This is a genomic window from Lacrimispora sphenoides, assembly GCF_900105215.1.
Lineage (GTDB): Bacteria > Bacillota > Clostridia > Lachnospirales > Lachnospiraceae > Lacrimispora > Lacrimispora sphenoides_A.
On the sequence record NZ_FOIP01000001.1, the window covers coordinates 2552942 to 2569803 of the forward strand.

General features: G+C 43.5%; 11 protein-coding genes, 1 pseudogene and 1 other annotated feature. Of the genes and pseudogenes, 10 read left to right on the plus strand and 2 right to left on the minus strand.

Features of this window, described 5'->3' with window-relative positions; genetic code table 11:
• Positions 1-16 precede the first annotated feature (16 nt).
• The 7 genes and pseudogenes from BMW45_RS11640 to BMW45_RS11670 all read left to right on the plus strand — a co-directional run bounded on the left by BMW45_RS11640 (position 17) and on the right by BMW45_RS11670 (position 8137).
• Entirely contained in the window at positions 17-1033 is a 1017-nt protein-coding gene (locus tag BMW45_RS11640) for a Gfo/Idh/MocA family oxidoreductase (RefSeq protein ID WP_092243628.1), read from the plus strand.
• 75 nt (positions 1034-1108) lie between these two features.
• On the plus strand, positions 1109-2149 hold the full coding sequence (locus tag BMW45_RS11645) for an alcohol dehydrogenase catalytic domain-containing protein (protein WP_092243631.1): 1041 nt from the start codon (positions 1109-1111) through the stop codon (positions 2147-2149).
• 92 nt (positions 2150-2241) lie between these two features.
• Entirely contained in the window at positions 2242-3021 is a 780-nt protein-coding gene (locus BMW45_RS11650) for a DeoR/GlpR family DNA-binding transcription regulator (protein ID WP_025234765.1), read from the plus strand.
• Positions 3022-3564: 543 nt separating this feature from the next.
• A complete protein-coding gene (locus tag BMW45_RS11655) occupies positions 3565-4386 on the plus strand; it encodes a MurR/RpiR family transcriptional regulator (RefSeq protein ID WP_092243634.1) in 822 nt (273 codons plus the stop codon).
• A gap of 330 nt (positions 4387-4716) precedes the next feature.
• Positions 4717-5588: pseudogene (pdxS, locus tag BMW45_RS11660) on the plus strand (pyridoxal 5'-phosphate synthase lyase subunit PdxS).
• A gap of 10 nt (positions 5589-5598) precedes the next feature.
• Positions 5599-6159 (plus strand): pyridoxal 5'-phosphate synthase glutaminase subunit PdxT, encoded by a 561-nt coding sequence (gene pdxT, locus BMW45_RS11665; protein ID WP_092243637.1) that lies wholly within the window; start codon positions 5599-5601, stop codon positions 6157-6159.
• Between the two features lie 205 nt (positions 6160-6364).
• Entirely contained in the window at positions 6365-8137 is a 1773-nt protein-coding gene (locus tag BMW45_RS11670; RefSeq protein ID WP_092243640.1) for a MutS family DNA mismatch repair protein, read from the plus strand.
• Positions 8138-8662: 525 nt separating this feature from the next.
• On the opposite strand, the gene BMW45_RS11675 is transcribed toward BMW45_RS11670, so the two are convergent.
• Entirely contained in the window at positions 8663-9871 is a 1209-nt protein-coding gene (locus BMW45_RS11675) for a winged helix-turn-helix domain-containing protein (RefSeq protein WP_092243643.1), read from the minus strand.
• Between the two features lie 90 nt (positions 9872-9961).
• Positions 9962-10591 (minus strand): hypothetical protein, encoded by a 630-nt coding sequence (locus BMW45_RS11680; RefSeq protein ID WP_092246400.1) that lies wholly within the window; start codon positions 10589-10591, stop codon positions 9962-9964.
• 242 nt (positions 10592-10833) lie between these two features.
• Here BMW45_RS11680 and BMW45_RS11685 point away from each other — a divergent pair, with 242 nt between their 5' ends.
• From BMW45_RS11685 to BMW45_RS11695, 3 genes are all read left to right on the plus strand, one after another.
• On the plus strand, positions 10834-11880 hold the full coding sequence (locus BMW45_RS11685) for an N-acetylmuramoyl-L-alanine amidase family protein (protein ID WP_092243646.1): 1047 nt from the start codon (positions 10834-10836) through the stop codon (positions 11878-11880).
• Positions 11881-11968: 88 nt separating this feature from the next.
• Positions 11969-12224, plus strand: a binding site (T-box leader).
• A gap of 39 nt (positions 12225-12263) precedes the next feature.
• Positions 12264-13487: a tyrosine--tRNA ligase gene (gene tyrS / locus BMW45_RS11690; protein ID WP_025234756.1), complete on the plus strand. Its 1224-nt coding sequence runs from the start codon at positions 12264-12266 to the stop codon at positions 13485-13487.
• Positions 13488-13712: 225 nt separating this feature from the next.
• On the plus strand, positions 13713-16838 hold the full coding sequence (locus BMW45_RS11695) for an alpha-mannosidase (RefSeq protein ID WP_092243649.1): 3126 nt from the start codon (positions 13713-13715) through the stop codon (positions 16836-16838).
• Positions 16839-16862: the final 24 nt, after the last annotated feature.

Here is a 16862-nt window from a genome sequence, read left to right on the forward strand (position 1 = left end):
GTGAGGGGAAATAAGGATGAGAGACATAATAAATATTTGTTTGATAGGCGCAGGGCGTGCAGGAATGATTCATGCAAGAAATTTCGTATCCCGTGTACCGTATGCGAAAATGGCGGCAGTCTGTGATCCTTCGGAAGCTGCGTGTCAGGCGGCGGTGAAGGAACTGGAGATTTCACTGTATTACACAGATTATAAGGAAGCGCTGAAAAATGAAGAGATCGATGCCGTAGTCGTTGTCACGCCCACTGTGTTTCACCGTGAGATTGTAATCGCGGCCGCAAATGCAAAGAAACACATTCTCTGCGAAAAGCCAATGGCAATGAATGAGAAAGAGTGCGAGGAGATGATCGGTGCCGCAAAGGCAAACGGTGTCAAGCTTCAAATCGGGTTCATGCGGAGATTTGATGACAGCTTCGTCTATGGAAAGAAGCTTGTGGAGGAAGGGGAGATCGGTGATGTGGTGCTTGTTAAATCCCTCACAAGGGGCCCCAGCATACCCAAGCCATGGATGTATGATATTAAAAAGAGCAATGGCCCCCTCGCAGAAGTAAACAGCCATGACATCGACACGCTCCGCTGGTTTACAAAGGGAGAATTTCAAACCGTATACGCTGTGGCGGGTAATTACCGGTGCATGGAGGCGAAAGAGGAGTTTCCTGATTTCTATGATAACGTTATAATGAATGCAAAGTTTGACAATGGCATTCTGGGAAGCATTGACGGTGCCCAGGGAGTGGGCTATGGATACGATGCGCGCGTGGAAATACTGGGAACCAGAGGACTGATTACATTAGGGGAGCTAAAGGATAAGTCCACAGTCATATATACCAAAAATAACGGCGGCAGAATGGATGTTGTGAACAGCTGGACCCACCTGTTCCGGGAGGCTTATATCAATGAAGACATCAGCTTTATCCAGGCGATATTATATGACCGGGAACCGGAAGTGACAGGAAAGGACGGCTTGATGGCTGTAAAGGTGGTCAATGCCGGAAATGAATCCATTGTCACCGGAGAGATTGTGAAACTGTAAGGTGCATGCTGCAGGAATTGTACCCCAGGGAACGTACTGCAGAAGCAGAGAGTGTAGAAATATAAGGGAGTATTTATGAAAGCGATAAGATTATATGGAAAAGAGGATCTGCGTCTGGAGGACGTAAATGTACCTGAAATATCCGGGGATGAAGTTCTGATAAAGACAAAGAGTGCAGCGCTTTGCGGAACCGATATCCGGATGTACAAAAACGGTGCATCAGGAATCGATAAGGATCATCCGCTGATCATCGGACATGAGATCAGCGGGATCATTGAACAGGTTGGCAAGCATGTACGGGGCTATCGTCCCGGCATGAGGGTTGCTGTAGCCCCTAATATGGGCTGCGGAACCTGTGACAGATGTGTGTCCGGCAATACCCATCTGTGCGCGGATTATCAGGCGCTTGGAATCAACTTAGACGGGGGATTTGCCGAATATGTCAGGATTCCGAAGGCTGCAGTTATCCAGGGAAATATAAAAATACTGGATGACCACATGGGCTTTGACGAAGCGGCTGTGGCAGAACCGCTTTCCTGTGTGTACAACGGACAGGAGCAGGCAGGAATTCATCCAGGGGATAAAGTACTGGTTATCGGAGCAGGGCCGATCGGTCTGATGCATGGAATGCTGGCAAAGATGCAGGGCGCAGGCATGGTCATGATGAATGACCTGTCCGCAGAACGCCTGGCTTACTGCAAGTCTCTGTATCCGTATATGCATACCATAGAGGCAGATTCCCTGCGTGAGACGGTGATGCATCTGACGAAAAACCGGGGGGCGGACGTGATCATTGTTGCATGTCCTTCGGGAGAAATGCAGTCCATGGCCATCGAGCTGGCTGGCTTATTCGGCAGAGTTTTATTCTTCGGAGGCCTGCCAAAAGACCGGGAGATGGTTTCAATCAATTCAAACTTGATCCACTATAAGCAGATCAGTATCCATGGAAGCACCAGAGCCAGCTTAAGCCAGTACCGCAAAGTCCTGGATTTTGCGGCAGACGGTGTCATCGACTTAAAGCAGCTGGTTACCCATGTTTATGAGATAGGAGACTATCAGAAGGCGTTTACTGAAACAATAAAATCCAGCGGACTCAAGCATGTGATACAATTTTAGCGAATATCCGATTGACAATTGGCCTTCTCCTGACTTTATTTTTTCGGTGATTTATAGTATATTAGATATAGTAAAAACAGGGGTGAAGCCAAATGAATGAAAAAGAAACCGTATTTATGGAAGAACGAAAGCAGATGATTTTGAATTTACTACAGGAGACCGAGAAGGTGACGGTAGCCTATTTAAGTGAACTGTTCAATGTATCAGGTGCAACAATCCGAAGCGACTTAAGAGATCTGGAGAACGAAAAGCTTCTGCTCAGGACCCATGGCGGGGCAATGCGGATATCCAAGTCGGCATTTGAGATAGAGCCGCAAAAGCGGGGAGAAGCCACCGAATGCAAGGAGGCGATAGCCAGGGCGGCGGTAACGTTCATTGACGACGGGGATACGATTGCAGTGGATACGGGCAGTACCTGTTATGCATTTGCAAAGCATCTGGGTACGAAAAAAGATCTTCGTGTCGTGACCAACGACTTAAGCATTGCCGCTCTGCTTGACCAGTTTGAGGATGTTACGGTTTATTTCATCGGAGGTGTCATCCGCAAACATTATAATTGTACCATAGGCAGCTTTGGTACCGCACCGTTTCAGGATCTGGTTGTGGATAAGGCAATAATGGGTACAAACAGTTTTACTCTGGCAAAAGGAGCGACAACCCCGGACGTGGGACAGGCGGAGATGAAAAAGCTGCTTGTGTCTATATCGGATAAGGTTTTCATCCTGGGAAGCAGTGATAAAATCGGCCGGAATTCGTTTGTGACCTTTGCGGAAAGCAATCAGATTGATGTGATCATTACGGATGGGGCGATCAGTAAGGCATACAAAGAAAGCATAGAAGATAGTGGTATTGAATTGGTGATTGCTGAATAAAAGGGATTGTGGCAAAGGAAATTTACACTTTTATCACAACCATTTATTTCTAAAAAAGCTAGGCTACAGTGATGATATATAATAAAAACTGTAGCCCAGCAAAGCTATTTATGCATGTCTTTTTCGCACGATATTGTAAGTGCAGAAAATATCTATGCTCCCGTATTAACACCCAAATTTAATTATCTCAAAATTTCACATCAAAACCATTTTGGTTTCGGATAGCACATAACAGCTTTTTTTGTGTATTTGACGAAGTTTATTTGGGGAATAACTGCCCCTTCCTTCATTTATATCTTCTATCATATCTTGTCCCCTTTCTCCATTCTTCTTTCTTTTCGAATCCCACATAGCCACTTAAACAATAAGCCGCAGACATGTATTAAAGTTAACATGAATTGTCCTTCATATTGGCGTTCTGAGAAAGTTTACTTTCATTTTACTGCAGTTTGATAGATAAATTTACATAGTGCAATTATACTGGAAGTGACACAATAAGGCTGCATGATTAAGAAGTATCTGCAGTGCAAAGGAGGTGGCTTTATGCAGCTGCATTTTCCGGTTTTGCCGGAAGAACTGACCAGCGCAGACCAAAAAATTATAGAATATATCAGCAGCCATACCGACGTATTTTTGTTTATGACCATCGGGCAGCTGTCAGCCTCTTTAGGACTGTCGGATGCAACGGTTTCCCGTTTTGCACGGCATGTGGGCTGCAAGGATTTTAAGGAGCTTAAGCATGTAGTAATACAGCAGAGTACGGAACATAGGCCGGTACAAAAAATAGCTGCACCGCTTTTGCAGGAGACGGAATTTACACTGCAAAATTGGCTCCTGCGGCAGCAGCATTGCTTACAAAAGACCCTGGAGCAGCTGGATACATCGGAGTTTGAGTGTGCTATTAGGTCGATTCAGGAGGCAAAGTGCATCTTTATTTATGCTAAAAATGCCTCATTCTCTCTGGGACAGCTTTTGTTTTTCCGCCTGCGCCGCCTTGGGCTTTCCGTGGTGCTTCTCCCATCCGGTGGAGCAGAGGTGCTTGAAGGTCTGGCACAGGCAGGAGCAGGAGACCTTGTCATCATGTTTAATATTTCCAGAGTTTCCCGGGAGGGGAATATGATTCTTAAGTATCAGAAAATAGCTGCTTACCATACGCTGGCCTTTACCAGCAGGCTATATGTACCGGATAAGCAAAAAGCTGATATACAGCTGTATGTTTACCAGGGTGAGGAAAAGGAATACCATTCCATGTCTGCCCCCATTGCTGTAGTAGATGGGCTGGTTGTGGCATTGTCGAATAGAATGGGATATGAATCTGCCCAATGGTTCGATAGACTCAGAAATAGGTACGCTGATATCAACTGATTCCTGTAATACAGTGATTATTGTATATAGCCTGTCACTCAAAGTGATAAATAAAACATATGTAGAAATAGGAGTATAATGCCAAAAAATTATTGTAGCCCGGATCAAGGCACAGATGATGGGAATTCCTGCGGAGCACTTTACTACCGATCAGGTTCCTAACCATGGGCCCCATGAATCCCGCTAAAGGATGTAATACGGATAAGAAACTGCTCATAAAATTCCTGACTGGTATTTCTGAATAAACATAAACTGGTACTTTCAATAGGTCCAGTTTTGGGGCATAATAGCTATATTAACTTAGACCCCAAAATACAAGGAGGAATTATCATGACAGAGCAATATGAACTCAATAAAAATCTGGCTCAAATGCTTAAGGGCGGCGTAATCATGGACGTCAGCACCCCGGAACAGGCGCAAATAGCTGAAAAAGCGGGGGCATGTGCGGTGATGGCATTGGAGCGGATTCCCGCCGACATCCGGGCGGCAGGCGGCGTTTCCAGAATGAGCGACCCTAAAATGATTAGAGGGATTCAAGCGGCGGTATCCATTCCTGTAATGGCAAAAGTGCGCATTGGGCATTTTGTGGAAGCGCAAATTCTGGAGGCCATCGAAATCGACTACATAGACGAAAGCGAAGTGCTTTCTCCGGCGGATGACATCTATCACATTGACAAAACCAAATTCCGCGCACCCTTTGTCTGCGGTGCGAAGGACCTTGGAGAAGCATTGCGCCGCATTGCCGAGGGCGCGTCGATGATTCGCACCAAGGGCGAGCCAGGGACTGGCGATGTGGTTCAGGCCGTGCGGCATATGCGGAAAATTCAAAGCGAAATCCGGCTGCTCACTGCATTGCGGTCGGATGAATTATTTGAAGCCGCTAAGCAACTGGCTTCCCCATTGGATCTGGTGAAATGGGTGGCACAAAACGGCAAACTTCCTGTTGTGAACTTTGCCGCCGGAGGCGTGGCGACTCCTGCTGATGCCGCACTGATGATGCAGTTGGGAGCGGAAGGTGTGTTTGTGGGTTCTGGTATCTTTAAGTCGGGCAATCCGGAAAAACGTGCCGCCGCCATTGTAAAAGCGGTTACCAATCTTAATGATGCAAAGCTGATCGCAGAACTTAGCGAAGACTTGGGCGAGCGATGGTAGGTATCAATGAGCAGGAAATCGCCCTCTTGATGGCGGAACGCGGAAAGTAGAGTGAGCACCATGAGAATTGGTATACTTGCCTTGCAGGGCGCGTTTATAGAGCATGAAAAGATGCTGGCCAAATTGGGGGCAGACAGCTTTGAAATCCGGCAACGGGCAGATTTTACGGAAGAGATGGACGGCTTAATTTTGCCCGGCGGCGAAAGTACGGTGATGGAAAAGTTGATGCGGGAATCAGAATTAAAGGAGCCAATCCTTCAAGTGATTCAAAGAGGACTTCCTGTGATGGGTACTTGCGCCGGTATGATCCTGCTTGCGAAAACAGTTATCGGAGGAGAAAGCCATCTTGCCTGTATGGATATTACCGTGGAGCGCAACGCATACGGGAGGCAATTGGCCAGCTTCAAAACTGAATCGGAATTTGGCGGCATTGGAATCATTCCGATGGTGTTTATCCGTGCGCCATATGTTGCTAATGTTGGTCAGGGTGTGGAGGTTTTGGCAAAGGTTGACGGGAAAATCGTAGCTGTCCGGGAAAAGAATATGCTGGCTTGTGCTTTCCATCCAGAGTTGACGGAAGATACGACCGTTCATTCTCACTTTTTGCACTTGTGTAGATAAATGAATTGTTGAGAGAAGATTTTGTTGAGTAACAACAAAAAGAACTAAATAAAGTATGCCACATGATATGGGCCTGCATTGAGGGAGCGCGCAAAAGGGACAGGGCAAGCAGGGTAAGAAAAAATGGATATAATGTTTTATATTCACTTGTTATCTCGTATAATAAAATATAATATTTGAATCTTTATAATGGAGACCATTACTTATGTATCAAAAATACGAACTTGAAATACGACAAAGAGAATCAGAACACGAAGAATACGATAAATTAGCTAATATAGTAGGAAGATTCAAATTGATTTGGATCGTTATGTTAGGGTATACCATTTATAATGCATGGACAAACCATTTCCCATTAAAATTTATTGTATTGTTGTTAGTAGAAGCGGTCATTTTTATTATTGCTTGCATCTATCATAGAAAACTATTTCAACGTATCGCATATGAGGCGGGTCTTATTGCTATTGCAAAAAAGAACTTGTGCCGCATGTCAGGAGAATGGAGAACGTTCGATGACATTGGGGAAGAGTTTATTGATTACAACCATAGCTATGCAATGGATTTAGATATTGTTGGCAGGTATTCCTTGTTTCAGCTTTTGAACAGTACAAATACTTATTATGGAAGATTAAGGTTTGCTCAAGACTTGTTGGATCCTAATTATTCACAAAAAGATATACAAATGAGGCAAGAGTCTATTTCAGAATTGAGCAATGATTATCCTTGGAGTAGTCACTTAGAATATTACTTTTCAAAAATCGGTATAGATAGGTCATTTCCCACGCTTATTTCAGAATTGCAGTGTAAAAACACTTTCATCAAAAGTAAGCTTTTACAACGCTTGTTGGATATTTTCCGTGTACTCACTTGTGGGTCAATCATTTTTTCTATATTAACAAAGAACAGATACGGTATACTTGTTGCAAGCTCTCTGATTTTGTTTCAACTTATACTTTGGGGTATTGGCTTTCTTAAAGCTAATAGATATGTAGGAATAATGAGGAAAATCCCTTATAAAATATTAAAATATGATGATGTTATTCAGGAAATTGTGGAAAAGGAATTTTGTTCTTCTCGGTTAAATAAGATCAAATCAATTTTGCACTCGGCCAAAGAGGCAATACAAGATTTATCAAAGATATCAAGTAACATCAGTCAACGACAAAATGGAATTGCTTGTTTCTTTTTGAATGCTGTATGGCTATGGGATTATAAAAATGCCGTGGATTTAGATATCTGGAAACGTAAGCATGGTGATTCAGTGGCTATGTGGTTTTCCGCTATGGGAGAATTGGAAAGCTTGTTGAGTTTGGCAAATCTACCCCGTAACTGCACGGTTACTGGCCTTCCTATAATTTCCACACAGCCCAATACCATTAGAGCTAAAAATTTAGGACACCCCCTTTTAAACAATAATAATAGGGTTAGTAACGATTTGGAACTAGACAATAATATTCTAATTATTTCCGGCTCCAATATGTCTGGAAAAACCACATTTATGAGAACTGTGGGAATTAATATGATTTTAGCGAGTACAGGAAGTTATGTATGTGCAGATCATATGACATTTTCCATGATGAAAGTAATGACTTCTATGCGTATAGCGGATGCGTTAACAGAAGAAATTTCCACATTCTATGCGGAACTAAAGCGAATTAAAGAAATTATAGATGCAGCGCAGGTGAATGAGAATCTACTATTCCTGATTGATGAAATATTTCGAGGCACAAACTCTGTTGACAGGTTGAAAGGAGCCGAAGGTGTTCTACAAAAACTTCATATACTTGGAATATGCGGTATCATTACGACACATGATTTAGAGGTTTGTAAATTAGAAAGTGCATACCGGCGTATTAAAAATTATTGTTTTAATGAACAATATTCTAATAACGATATTATCTTTGATTATAAAATGAAAAAAGGAGTGTCGAAAACAACCAACGCACAATATCTTCTTAAAAAAGTTGGTATTATTTAAACAAACAATATTAATCAGATTGGGAATCAGTAATAGTTCAAAATAGATATGCCGGAAGATCAGACTGCCTATCCAACCTGTCAAAGGCTGAGTAGTATTTTGTTCACGCAAAATCTTAGTGACGATACAATCAGGGGATTGGAGCTATAATCGGTTATTTTATTTTAGACTTTTCCCATTAAAAAACTATCAATAATCATATTGGTAGTTTTTTTATATTAGACATTTAAGCAGATAAAGATTCAAGTGAGTATTTCAAGTGATCTGCTGGATCTGTTTGATTATATAAAATTCGGCAGATTGCTATACATATGTGATAGAAATTAAGCAATAACGTAGAAGGGAAATATTAGTGGGGGAAAAAGCCCGAGTAACGAAAAGGAAAGTTACTCAGGCTTGTACGCGAGATGTGAATTCTTAATTAACAGTCATAGCCATGTCGCTAATGATGTCGCTGAGTGTAGCATTACCGAAGTATGTACATGAAATGTCTGTTCTTAAATAGGATATCATGCTTTGCTGCTGTCATACATCCAGATACGCAAAATCAATCACATCACACTCATTAAATTTAGCGAACCGTTTCATACAGCCATTAACGGCTGCCTGAAGCTTTTTTGTTTGCCTGATTCCATCCTCATACCAGATATTTTTGACAACCAGGGTACTCTTCTTTATGTCAGCGACTGCTTCCACACGTCCGATAAAACTGTTGCCATAAAGCATCGGTAAAACATAAAAGCCATATTTACGTTTGTCAGCCGGAGTATAGATTTCCCAGGTGTATTCAAAGCCAAACAATGCACGGATCAGCTTTCTGTCCCACATCATACAGTCAAGCGGTGCAATCAGTTCACAGCGGGGTTTATAAGTATCGGTTTGTAATACAGTTTCTATAAGAGATAAATCCTCTGCCTGGCAGAAAAGTATATCCTTTATACCGTCTACACTGACTTGCAGAATTTTCCCTTCGTCAAGCAATTCTTTGAACATTTCAGTTCTTTGAGGAGTTTTAAGCCCCCAAATATTTAACCAAGCATCGGAAGGACGATTCCATAGAAGCCCTACTGCGCCTATCCGCCGAAGAATACGCCATTTTTGATGCTCAAATTCATCCGGCAGAGGGTCAGGAATGTCGAGGAGTTCGGCAGGCAAATACTTATGGGTGAGGTCGTAATACTTTCTTGAGCCTTTCTTATGATGAATGATCAGCTCACCGGTAGAATATAACTGCTCCAGCACCGCCCGTGACGCATTGGTATCGCCGCTCCAATTACCGCTCCAATGAATGGAAGAGTGCCAGAGTATGCTGCCCTTTATGGGCAAGCTGTCAGAGCCGACCGCTCCGTTTGCCTGGATGTAATCCTTCGTGTTTGCTTCCAGTTCCCCCAGTTCTTTGAAACGCCGTCCTCCTTCTCGTGCAGCATTCCGATAACGTTCAAAATACGGCCAGTCTTCTGTGGGAATGATGGAAAGATTTTTATCAGGATAATCCACAAGCATTCGGTCGTTATACAACAGCTCGTAAAGCGTTTGCTTTGTAAAGCCTTTGACACGGGACTGCAGGGTAAGCTCCGCATTCTTTCCACAGGAATCAACCGGATCAAATTGAATACAGCCTGTCTGGCGCACAAAATCAAAGGCGCCCTGCTTACCGTTAAATTTGTGATCGCCCAGCAGCCCGTGTTTGAGAAGCATAAAATGCCTTGCCTGTTTGTTAGTTAAAGTGATCATAGGTTTCCCTCCAGTAAATTACCAGTTTCATAATGATACTCTTTTTTGATATAGTAATGTTCAAACTTCCTTTTTTTACGGAGCAGTGTGTTATTGCTGCAGGGCATGAAGTTTTTTCAGCAATTTATTGATACGAGTTTGCTGAGGCGGTGTTAAGCCGGATTTCCGTTCTTCTAAAACTTTAATAAAATCACTTGCATTTTCACTATTAAAGCAGATTGCCGCTCTTTCAGCATGTTGGGGTACTTCTCTGGGTTTGCATTTTTGAAAATGGTTTATGATTATTGGGAAGACTGTTTCCGCATAGCTGCCGTTAGCTTTGCACAATTTTGCAAATACGCTTATGCTGTTGTCAACTGTGATAACGCTTCCTTCTTCATAATACGATTTTATCTCTGACAATTTTTCAAAAATAGGTTGAGAAGCATATACCGTTATCTTAGCTAATGCCATCATACTTCCCCATACCAATCTATTGTTTTTTGAGCACAGACAGGAAATAAATTCATTTGCGTAATCAGAAATCAATTTTGGGTTTCTTTCACCTATTTCATACAATACCTTAATACAGTCATTTGCAACTGCTCTATCTGTACCTTTCAATCCGTCAACTATTTCCCTAATTCCGGCAGAATCATTGTGTTGACACAGATATTCAGCCAATTCAATATTTGGTATTTCATCATTGCTTCCCAGCTTGCAGGCCAATTTTTCTATCATATAAAGACCTTCGAAAACAATATTATCCATATCTTGATATTATTCATACCTCATAAAATGATTATACCATAATTGTGAAGGTAATGAGAAGCCTCGTCTTTTAGTCTTTTTTATATATTTGACATCGTGGTGGATTTAGACGAGGCGGTCGCAGAAAATCGGAACGGTCATCCTTAAAATAAAAAAATGTCGAATATACCTTGTCAGACGGCCCCAACGGAAGGACCATTATTGAAAATTGTGTGGCATACAATAATGGGAACAATGGATTCAAGCTTGGAGGAGAAGGCCGGGAGGTCAGTAACATCTTAAGAAACAGTGTGGCATACCACAATAATCTGGATGGAATTACAGATAATTTTAATCCGGGAGAACTGACAATCGAAAATAATACCTCCTTTGATAACCGGCGTTTTAACATCATTATGCGCCCCAGTCCTTATAAGACAGATTCAGACGGAAATCTGATAGCCGACGGCACTGTGGTAAATAATGTATCATATCGTACTGCATCCTACAGTGCCTCCCTTGATAAAGTATACGATGATAAAATTGCGGCCAAAGAAATAAGCAATAATTATTTTTATAAAAACGGAATGAATGCCATAACATCCGATAACTTCTTTTCCCTGAATCCGGGGGAGTGCTTTAGCAGAGTTAATGGAAGAATCGTATTCGGCGATTTCCTGCGTCTGGCAAAGGACAGTGTCATAAGGAGTGCAGGTGCAGGTGCGGATCTGCCGGGAATCAACGATCCTGAACCGGAACCTAAGCCGGAACCAGAGCCAAAACCGGAGCCAAAACCGGAGCCTGAGCCAAAACCAGAGCCAGAGCCTGAGCCAAAACCAGAGCCGGGAAAGAATACCGGCGGCGGTTCTAATTCAGACAGAGATTATGGCATAAAAAACCAGTCCGACGAAACAAAGGGAAGCTGGAAAAAGGATGGAGTAGGCTGGCGCTACCAAAGGCAGGATGGATCGTATCTGAAGGAAGAGTGGGTAAAGGTAAACGGAACATGGTACTATTTTGGACTGGCCTGCTACATGGTCACCGGCTGGAATGAAGTCGGCGGAATCTGGTATTTTATGGACCAGAACGGTGCAATGAAAACAGACTGGGTGATGTGGAACGGAACATGGTATTATATGAACCTTGACGGATCTATGGCGGTGGGCTGGATCAAAGTCCATGACAAATGGTATTATCTGAATCAGTCAGGAGAATGCCTGATGAATACGATTACGCTAGACGGATACCGGGTTGATGAGAATGGAGCCTGGGTAAAATAAGATCATGTCCGGACAGATAAAAAATAAAAAAACCACTCTTGACAAATAAAACAAAACAACATATACTAGTCAATAACTTCATAAACAAGTAAAAGCGTTGATAAGAACAAGTAGCAGTACGATGGACCACACAGAAAGCAGCCGGCAGATGAGAGGCGCGTGGAATACGGATTGCGAATACATCTTTGAGCTTCGCACCAAACGGCTAAGATGCCAAGTAGGCTGCGACGGATTCCCGCACCCGTTATTGTGCTAGAGTATCGCATCAGGTACTCAAAGAGGTAAACAGCGTGAGCTGTTTATAAACTTAAGGTGGTACACGAGACTTCAGCCTCGTCCTTTTGATAGGACGGGGCTTATTTTTATGAAAAAGGAGAATAATGATGAAAATTTATGACGAATTGAAAGCCCGCGGCCTGATCGCCCAGGTGACGAATGAAGAAGAAATCAGCAAAATGGTAAATGAAGGAAAAGCCGTATTCTACATCGGATTTGATCCCACGGCCGACAGCCTTCACGTAGGTCATTTTATGGCCCTGTGCTTAATGAAGCGCCTTCAGGAGGCAGGCAATAAACCCATCGCCCTGATCGGAGGTGGAACCGGTATGGTTGGAGATCCTTCCGGAAGAAGCGACCTTCGGCAGGTGATGACAGTGGAAACGATCCAGCATAACTGTGACTGCTTTAAAAAGCAGATGAGCCGTTTTATCGACTTTTCCGAAGGAAAGGCTCTTATGGTTAATAATGCAGACTGGCTTCTTAACTTAAATTACATTGATTTCCTCAGAGAGGTTGGCCCTCATTTTTCCGTCAACCGTATGCTGACCGCGGAATGCTATAAGCAGCGTATGGAAAAAGGCTTAAGCTTCCTGGAATTCAACTACATGATCATGCAGAGCTTTGACTTCTATGAGCTGTTCAACCGTTACGGCTGCAACATGCAGTTTGGAGGAGATGACCAGTGGAGCAATATGCTTGGCGGCACAGAGCTGATCCGCCGGAAGCTGGGAAAAGATGCTCATGCAATGACCATCACCCTGCTACTAAATTCCGAGGGAAATAAGATGGGTAAAACCCAGTCCGGTGCTGTATGGCTTGATCCGGAAAAGACGACTCCTTTTGACTTTTTCCAGTACTGGAGAAACATTGCCGATGCAGATGTGTTAAAATGCCTGCGTATGCTTACCTTCCTTCCCATTGAGCAGATTAACGAGATGGACAGCTGGGAAGGCAGCCAGTTAAATGAAGCAAAAGAAATCCTTGCCTATGAGCTGACGAATCTGGTTCATGGGGAAGAGGAAGCGGAAAGAGCAAGAGAGAGTGCCAGAGCGCTGTTTACCGGCGGCAATGCGGCAGATATGCCGACCTGTGAGCTGGAAGAGGCAGATTTTACGGACGGAAGCATTGACATCCTGGCCATTCTTCAGAAATCCGGTCTGGCTCCTACCCGTTCCGAAGCAAGGCGCAATGTGGAACAGGGAGGAGTAACCGTAGAAGGCGAAACTGTTTCCGATGTGAAAGCCGTTTTTGCAAAAGAACAGTTTTCCGGAGATGGGATGATCGTAAAACGCGGTAAGAAAAAGTTTGTAAGAATAGTTGTAAAGTAATAAAAAAGTGGCTGTTGAAATATCAATGTCATTCAGTTAAGACTTCAATACCTTTTCTAGATGGAACAGGGCATGCACAAATGCATGCCCTGCTTTTTTGTGCTGAAAAATTGCAAGAATTGCAAAAGTTTTGCGACAACTTGACAAACATTGCGTAGTCACCCGCCAATGAATTAACGTATAATGAGGAAAAATGATTGAACTATAAAAGGGAGGGATAGGTAGATGGTGCTTGCAGCAGAACGAAATGGACGGATAAATATATGGATTGAGGAATTGAAAAACCACTTGTTTCATAAGCTTGATGATGTGACATTTACCGGCTTTACGACGAAACAGCATTTTACTTATGAGGAAGCAATAAAGCAGGAGTTTTATCCTATGCCACAGGGCACTTCCTGGGGAGCCAAATGGGAATACGGCTGGTTTCGGACAGAGATTGTATTGCCCAGAGAGGCGGAGGGAAAACGGATTTTTCTTCATCCTGAAGTAGGTGGGGAGATGTTGATCTGGGTGAATGGAAAAACAGCAGGTTCAAAAGATTTAAAACATGATGGAATTACACTGACCCGCTGTGGGAATGCAGGTGAGCGTTTTTTTGTGGTAGTAGAAAGCTATGCAGGGCATGGGCCAAGACTGGAAAAAGGCGGACCATGCCCTCCTTGGCGTATAGCAGTTCCTGAACCTCCGCCGTATCAGGTAATGATAGGCGTTTCGGATTTCGGTATCTGGAATGAAGATGCATTTCAGCTTCTTATGGATGTACATACCCTTTACAAGCTTTCCAAAGGACTTGATCCCAAGTCTTTAAGAGCGATGAAAGTAAACCAGGGACTTTTGGAATTTACCTTTCTGGCAGATTTTGAGCTGGAACGGGAAGCACGGGATGAATCCTTTCGTAATGCAAGAAAGGAACTGGCGCCGCTGCTTTCCTGTGTCAATGGGTCAACTGCACCGGAGTTTACCATATTTGGACAATCCCATCTGGATCTTGCCTGGCTCTGGCCCTGGGAGGAAACGAAGCGAAAATGTGCCAGAACCCTGTCTACACAAATTGCTTTGTCTGATGAATATGAAGATTACAAATTTCTTTTATGTGAACCCCCCATTATGGAAAATGTAAAAGAAAATTATCCGGAGCTGTACGGACGTCTTCTCCAGAAGGTTGAGGATGGATCCTTTATACCGGAAGGCGGGATGTATGTGGAGTCGGATACCAATCTGGTATCTGGAGAGAGCCTGATCCGTCAGTGCCTATACGGAAGAAAGTGGTTTTTGGAAGAGCTGGGAAAAGAAAGTGTCATGGTTTGGCTTCCGGACTGCTTTGGTTTTAACGGACAGCTGCCTCAGATCATGAAAGGATGTGGAATCCGCTACTTTACTACTCAGAAGATAGCCAGGGCATTAAAAGGCTGTGATGTATTTCCTTATAATAATTTCTGGTGGGAAGGAATTGACGGTTCCAGAATTCTGACTCATTTTTATAAAGAGAATAATTCCAGGCTGGATCCTCTTGATTTAATCACGAGATGGAGGGAGGATCGTATTCAGCAGGAGAATATTGATTCTTTTCTCTATCCTTTCGGATTCGGTGACGGCGGGGGTGGTGCCACCAGAGAAATGATAGAAGCAGCAGGGCGTGTAAAGGATTTAGAAGGAGCACCCCGCACCCACATGGAAAGCCCTGTTAAATTTTTTCAAAGGCTGGAGGAGGAAGGCTCGGTAACGGAGGTTTACAGAGGGGAACTCTACCTGCCCTGGCATAGGGGAACCTACACATCCCAGGCGTGGATCAAGAAAGAAAACCGGCTGACAGAACGAAGGCTACGAGAAGCAGAACTTTTAAATTCCATCGCATGCTTTGCAGAAAACGGAGAAAACCGGAGGGAAGAGCTGGAATCTTTATGGAAAGTACTGCTCTTTCATCAGTTCCATGACATCATTCCCGGAACCTCCATAACCAGGGTATATGAGGATGCCAGGGAAGCGCTAAAATCTATCGGAGAAAAAGCCCTTGATTTTTATGGAGAAGCAAGAAAGCAGATTACAGGATCAGAGGATGACGGTGTCTTACTATTCAATTCTTTATCCTGGGAGCGGGAGGAATTGGCGGAGATTCCGGCAAAAGATGGAGAGCGTCTGGTTCTGAGCGGAAGATTCCCTGTGACCCAGAAAATCGGAGATAGGATGCTGATCCCTGTGAAGGTTCCTTCCTGTGGCTATACCGATCTTGGCGGACAGAACCAAAACCAAATTGCCTGTGGCTATACCGGAATTTCAGAAGAAGAGGTATGCCGGATCTATGAAAAAGATGGTTCGTTTGTTCTGGAAAACGGTCTGGTCAAGGCTATTGTCGACGGTCTTGGTCAGGTGAGGAGTGTTTTCGATCAGGAAACAAAAACCGACTATGTCGATGGGATTGCAAACCAGTTTTTCCTGTATCAGGATATTAATGTGGATTATGATGCTTGGGAAATAAGTTCCTTCTATAAGAATGTTCCGGTAGAGTTGGGGAATACGGCAGAGCTTACCATTGTGGAGAGAGGACCGCTTAAGGTGGTGCTTCTGGTAAAGCGTATGATTCACCAATCCTCTCTGACGCAGAGAATTACATTATCCTATAACAGCAGGCGGATTGATTTTGTTACGGTCATTGACTGGCAGGAAACTCATAAGCTGCTGAAGGCAGCTTTCCCGGTTAATATCCGAACGGAAGAAGCCCTGGAAGAAATCCAGTTTGGGTATGTTAAACGCCCAACCCATCAAAACCGTCGTTATGATGCAGACCGTTATGAGGTGTGCAATCACCGGTATACTGCTATGACGGAACCGGGAAGGACCGCAGCAGTACTCAATGATTCCAAATATGGAGTCAGCACCAATGGCAATTCCATAGAACTGACTCTGTTAAAATCTCCGGTATGGCCGGATGTGCATGCAGATAAGGGAATACAGGAATTTACTTATTCTTTCTATATAGAAAGCAGGAATTTTACAGAAAGCGGAGTTGTACGGGAAGGGATGCAGTTAAATTGCCCCCTGGCATTTTGGGGGAAGGGTACCGGAGAAAAAGAATTTTTCCGGATCTCAGCAGGAAATGTGATTTTGGAGACGGTGAAGATGGCAGAAGACGGCCAAAATCATATGGTTATAAGATGTTATGAAGCCTTCGGAAAACATACCTCCTGTTTGGTGACAGCTGGCTTTAAAGTCAGCAAAGCGTGGGGAACTACCATGGAGGAGAATCTGGAAGGCGGAAAAGCGGTTCCGGTTCATCTGTTTGAAAATAGCAGTGAGATGCTCTTACATTTTGCTCCTTTTGAGATTAAAACCCTTCGGCTGATTCCATAAACGCAAAAAATGCGAATAAGGCAG

Bases quoted from the DNA above. Each gene is read 5' to 3' on its own strand.
- BMW45_RS11640 (WP_092243628.1), top strand. From the start codon at position 17: ATGAGAGACATAATAAATATTTGTTTGATAGGCGCAGGGCGTGCAGGA.
- BMW45_RS11645 (WP_092243631.1), top strand. From the start codon at position 1,109: ATGAAAGCGATAAGATTATATGGAAAAGAGGATCTGCGTCTGGAGGAC.
- BMW45_RS11650 (WP_025234765.1), top strand. From the start codon at position 2,242: ATGAATGAAAAAGAAACCGTATTTATGGAAGAACGAAAGCAGATGATT.
- BMW45_RS11655 (WP_092243634.1), top strand. From the start codon at position 3,565: ATGCAGCTGCATTTTCCGGTTTTGCCGGAAGAACTGACCAGCGCAGAC.
- pdxT (WP_092243637.1), top strand. From the start codon at position 5,599: ATGAGAATTGGTATACTTGCCTTGCAGGGCGCGTTTATAGAGCATGAA.
- BMW45_RS11670 (WP_092243640.1), top strand. From the start codon at position 6,365: ATGTATCAAAAATACGAACTTGAAATACGACAAAGAGAATCAGAACAC.
- BMW45_RS11675 (WP_092243643.1), bottom strand. From the start codon at position 9,871: ATGATCACTTTAACTAACAAACAGGCAAGGCATTTTATGCTTCTCAAA.
- BMW45_RS11680 (WP_092246400.1), bottom strand. From the start codon at position 10,591: ATGATAGAAAAATTGGCCTGCAAGCTGGGAAGCAATGATGAAATACCA.
- tyrS (WP_025234756.1), top strand. From the start codon at position 12,264: ATGAAAATTTATGACGAATTGAAAGCCCGCGGCCTGATCGCCCAGGTG.
- BMW45_RS11695 (WP_092243649.1), top strand. From the start codon at position 13,713: ATGGTGCTTGCAGCAGAACGAAATGGACGGATAAATATATGGATTGAG.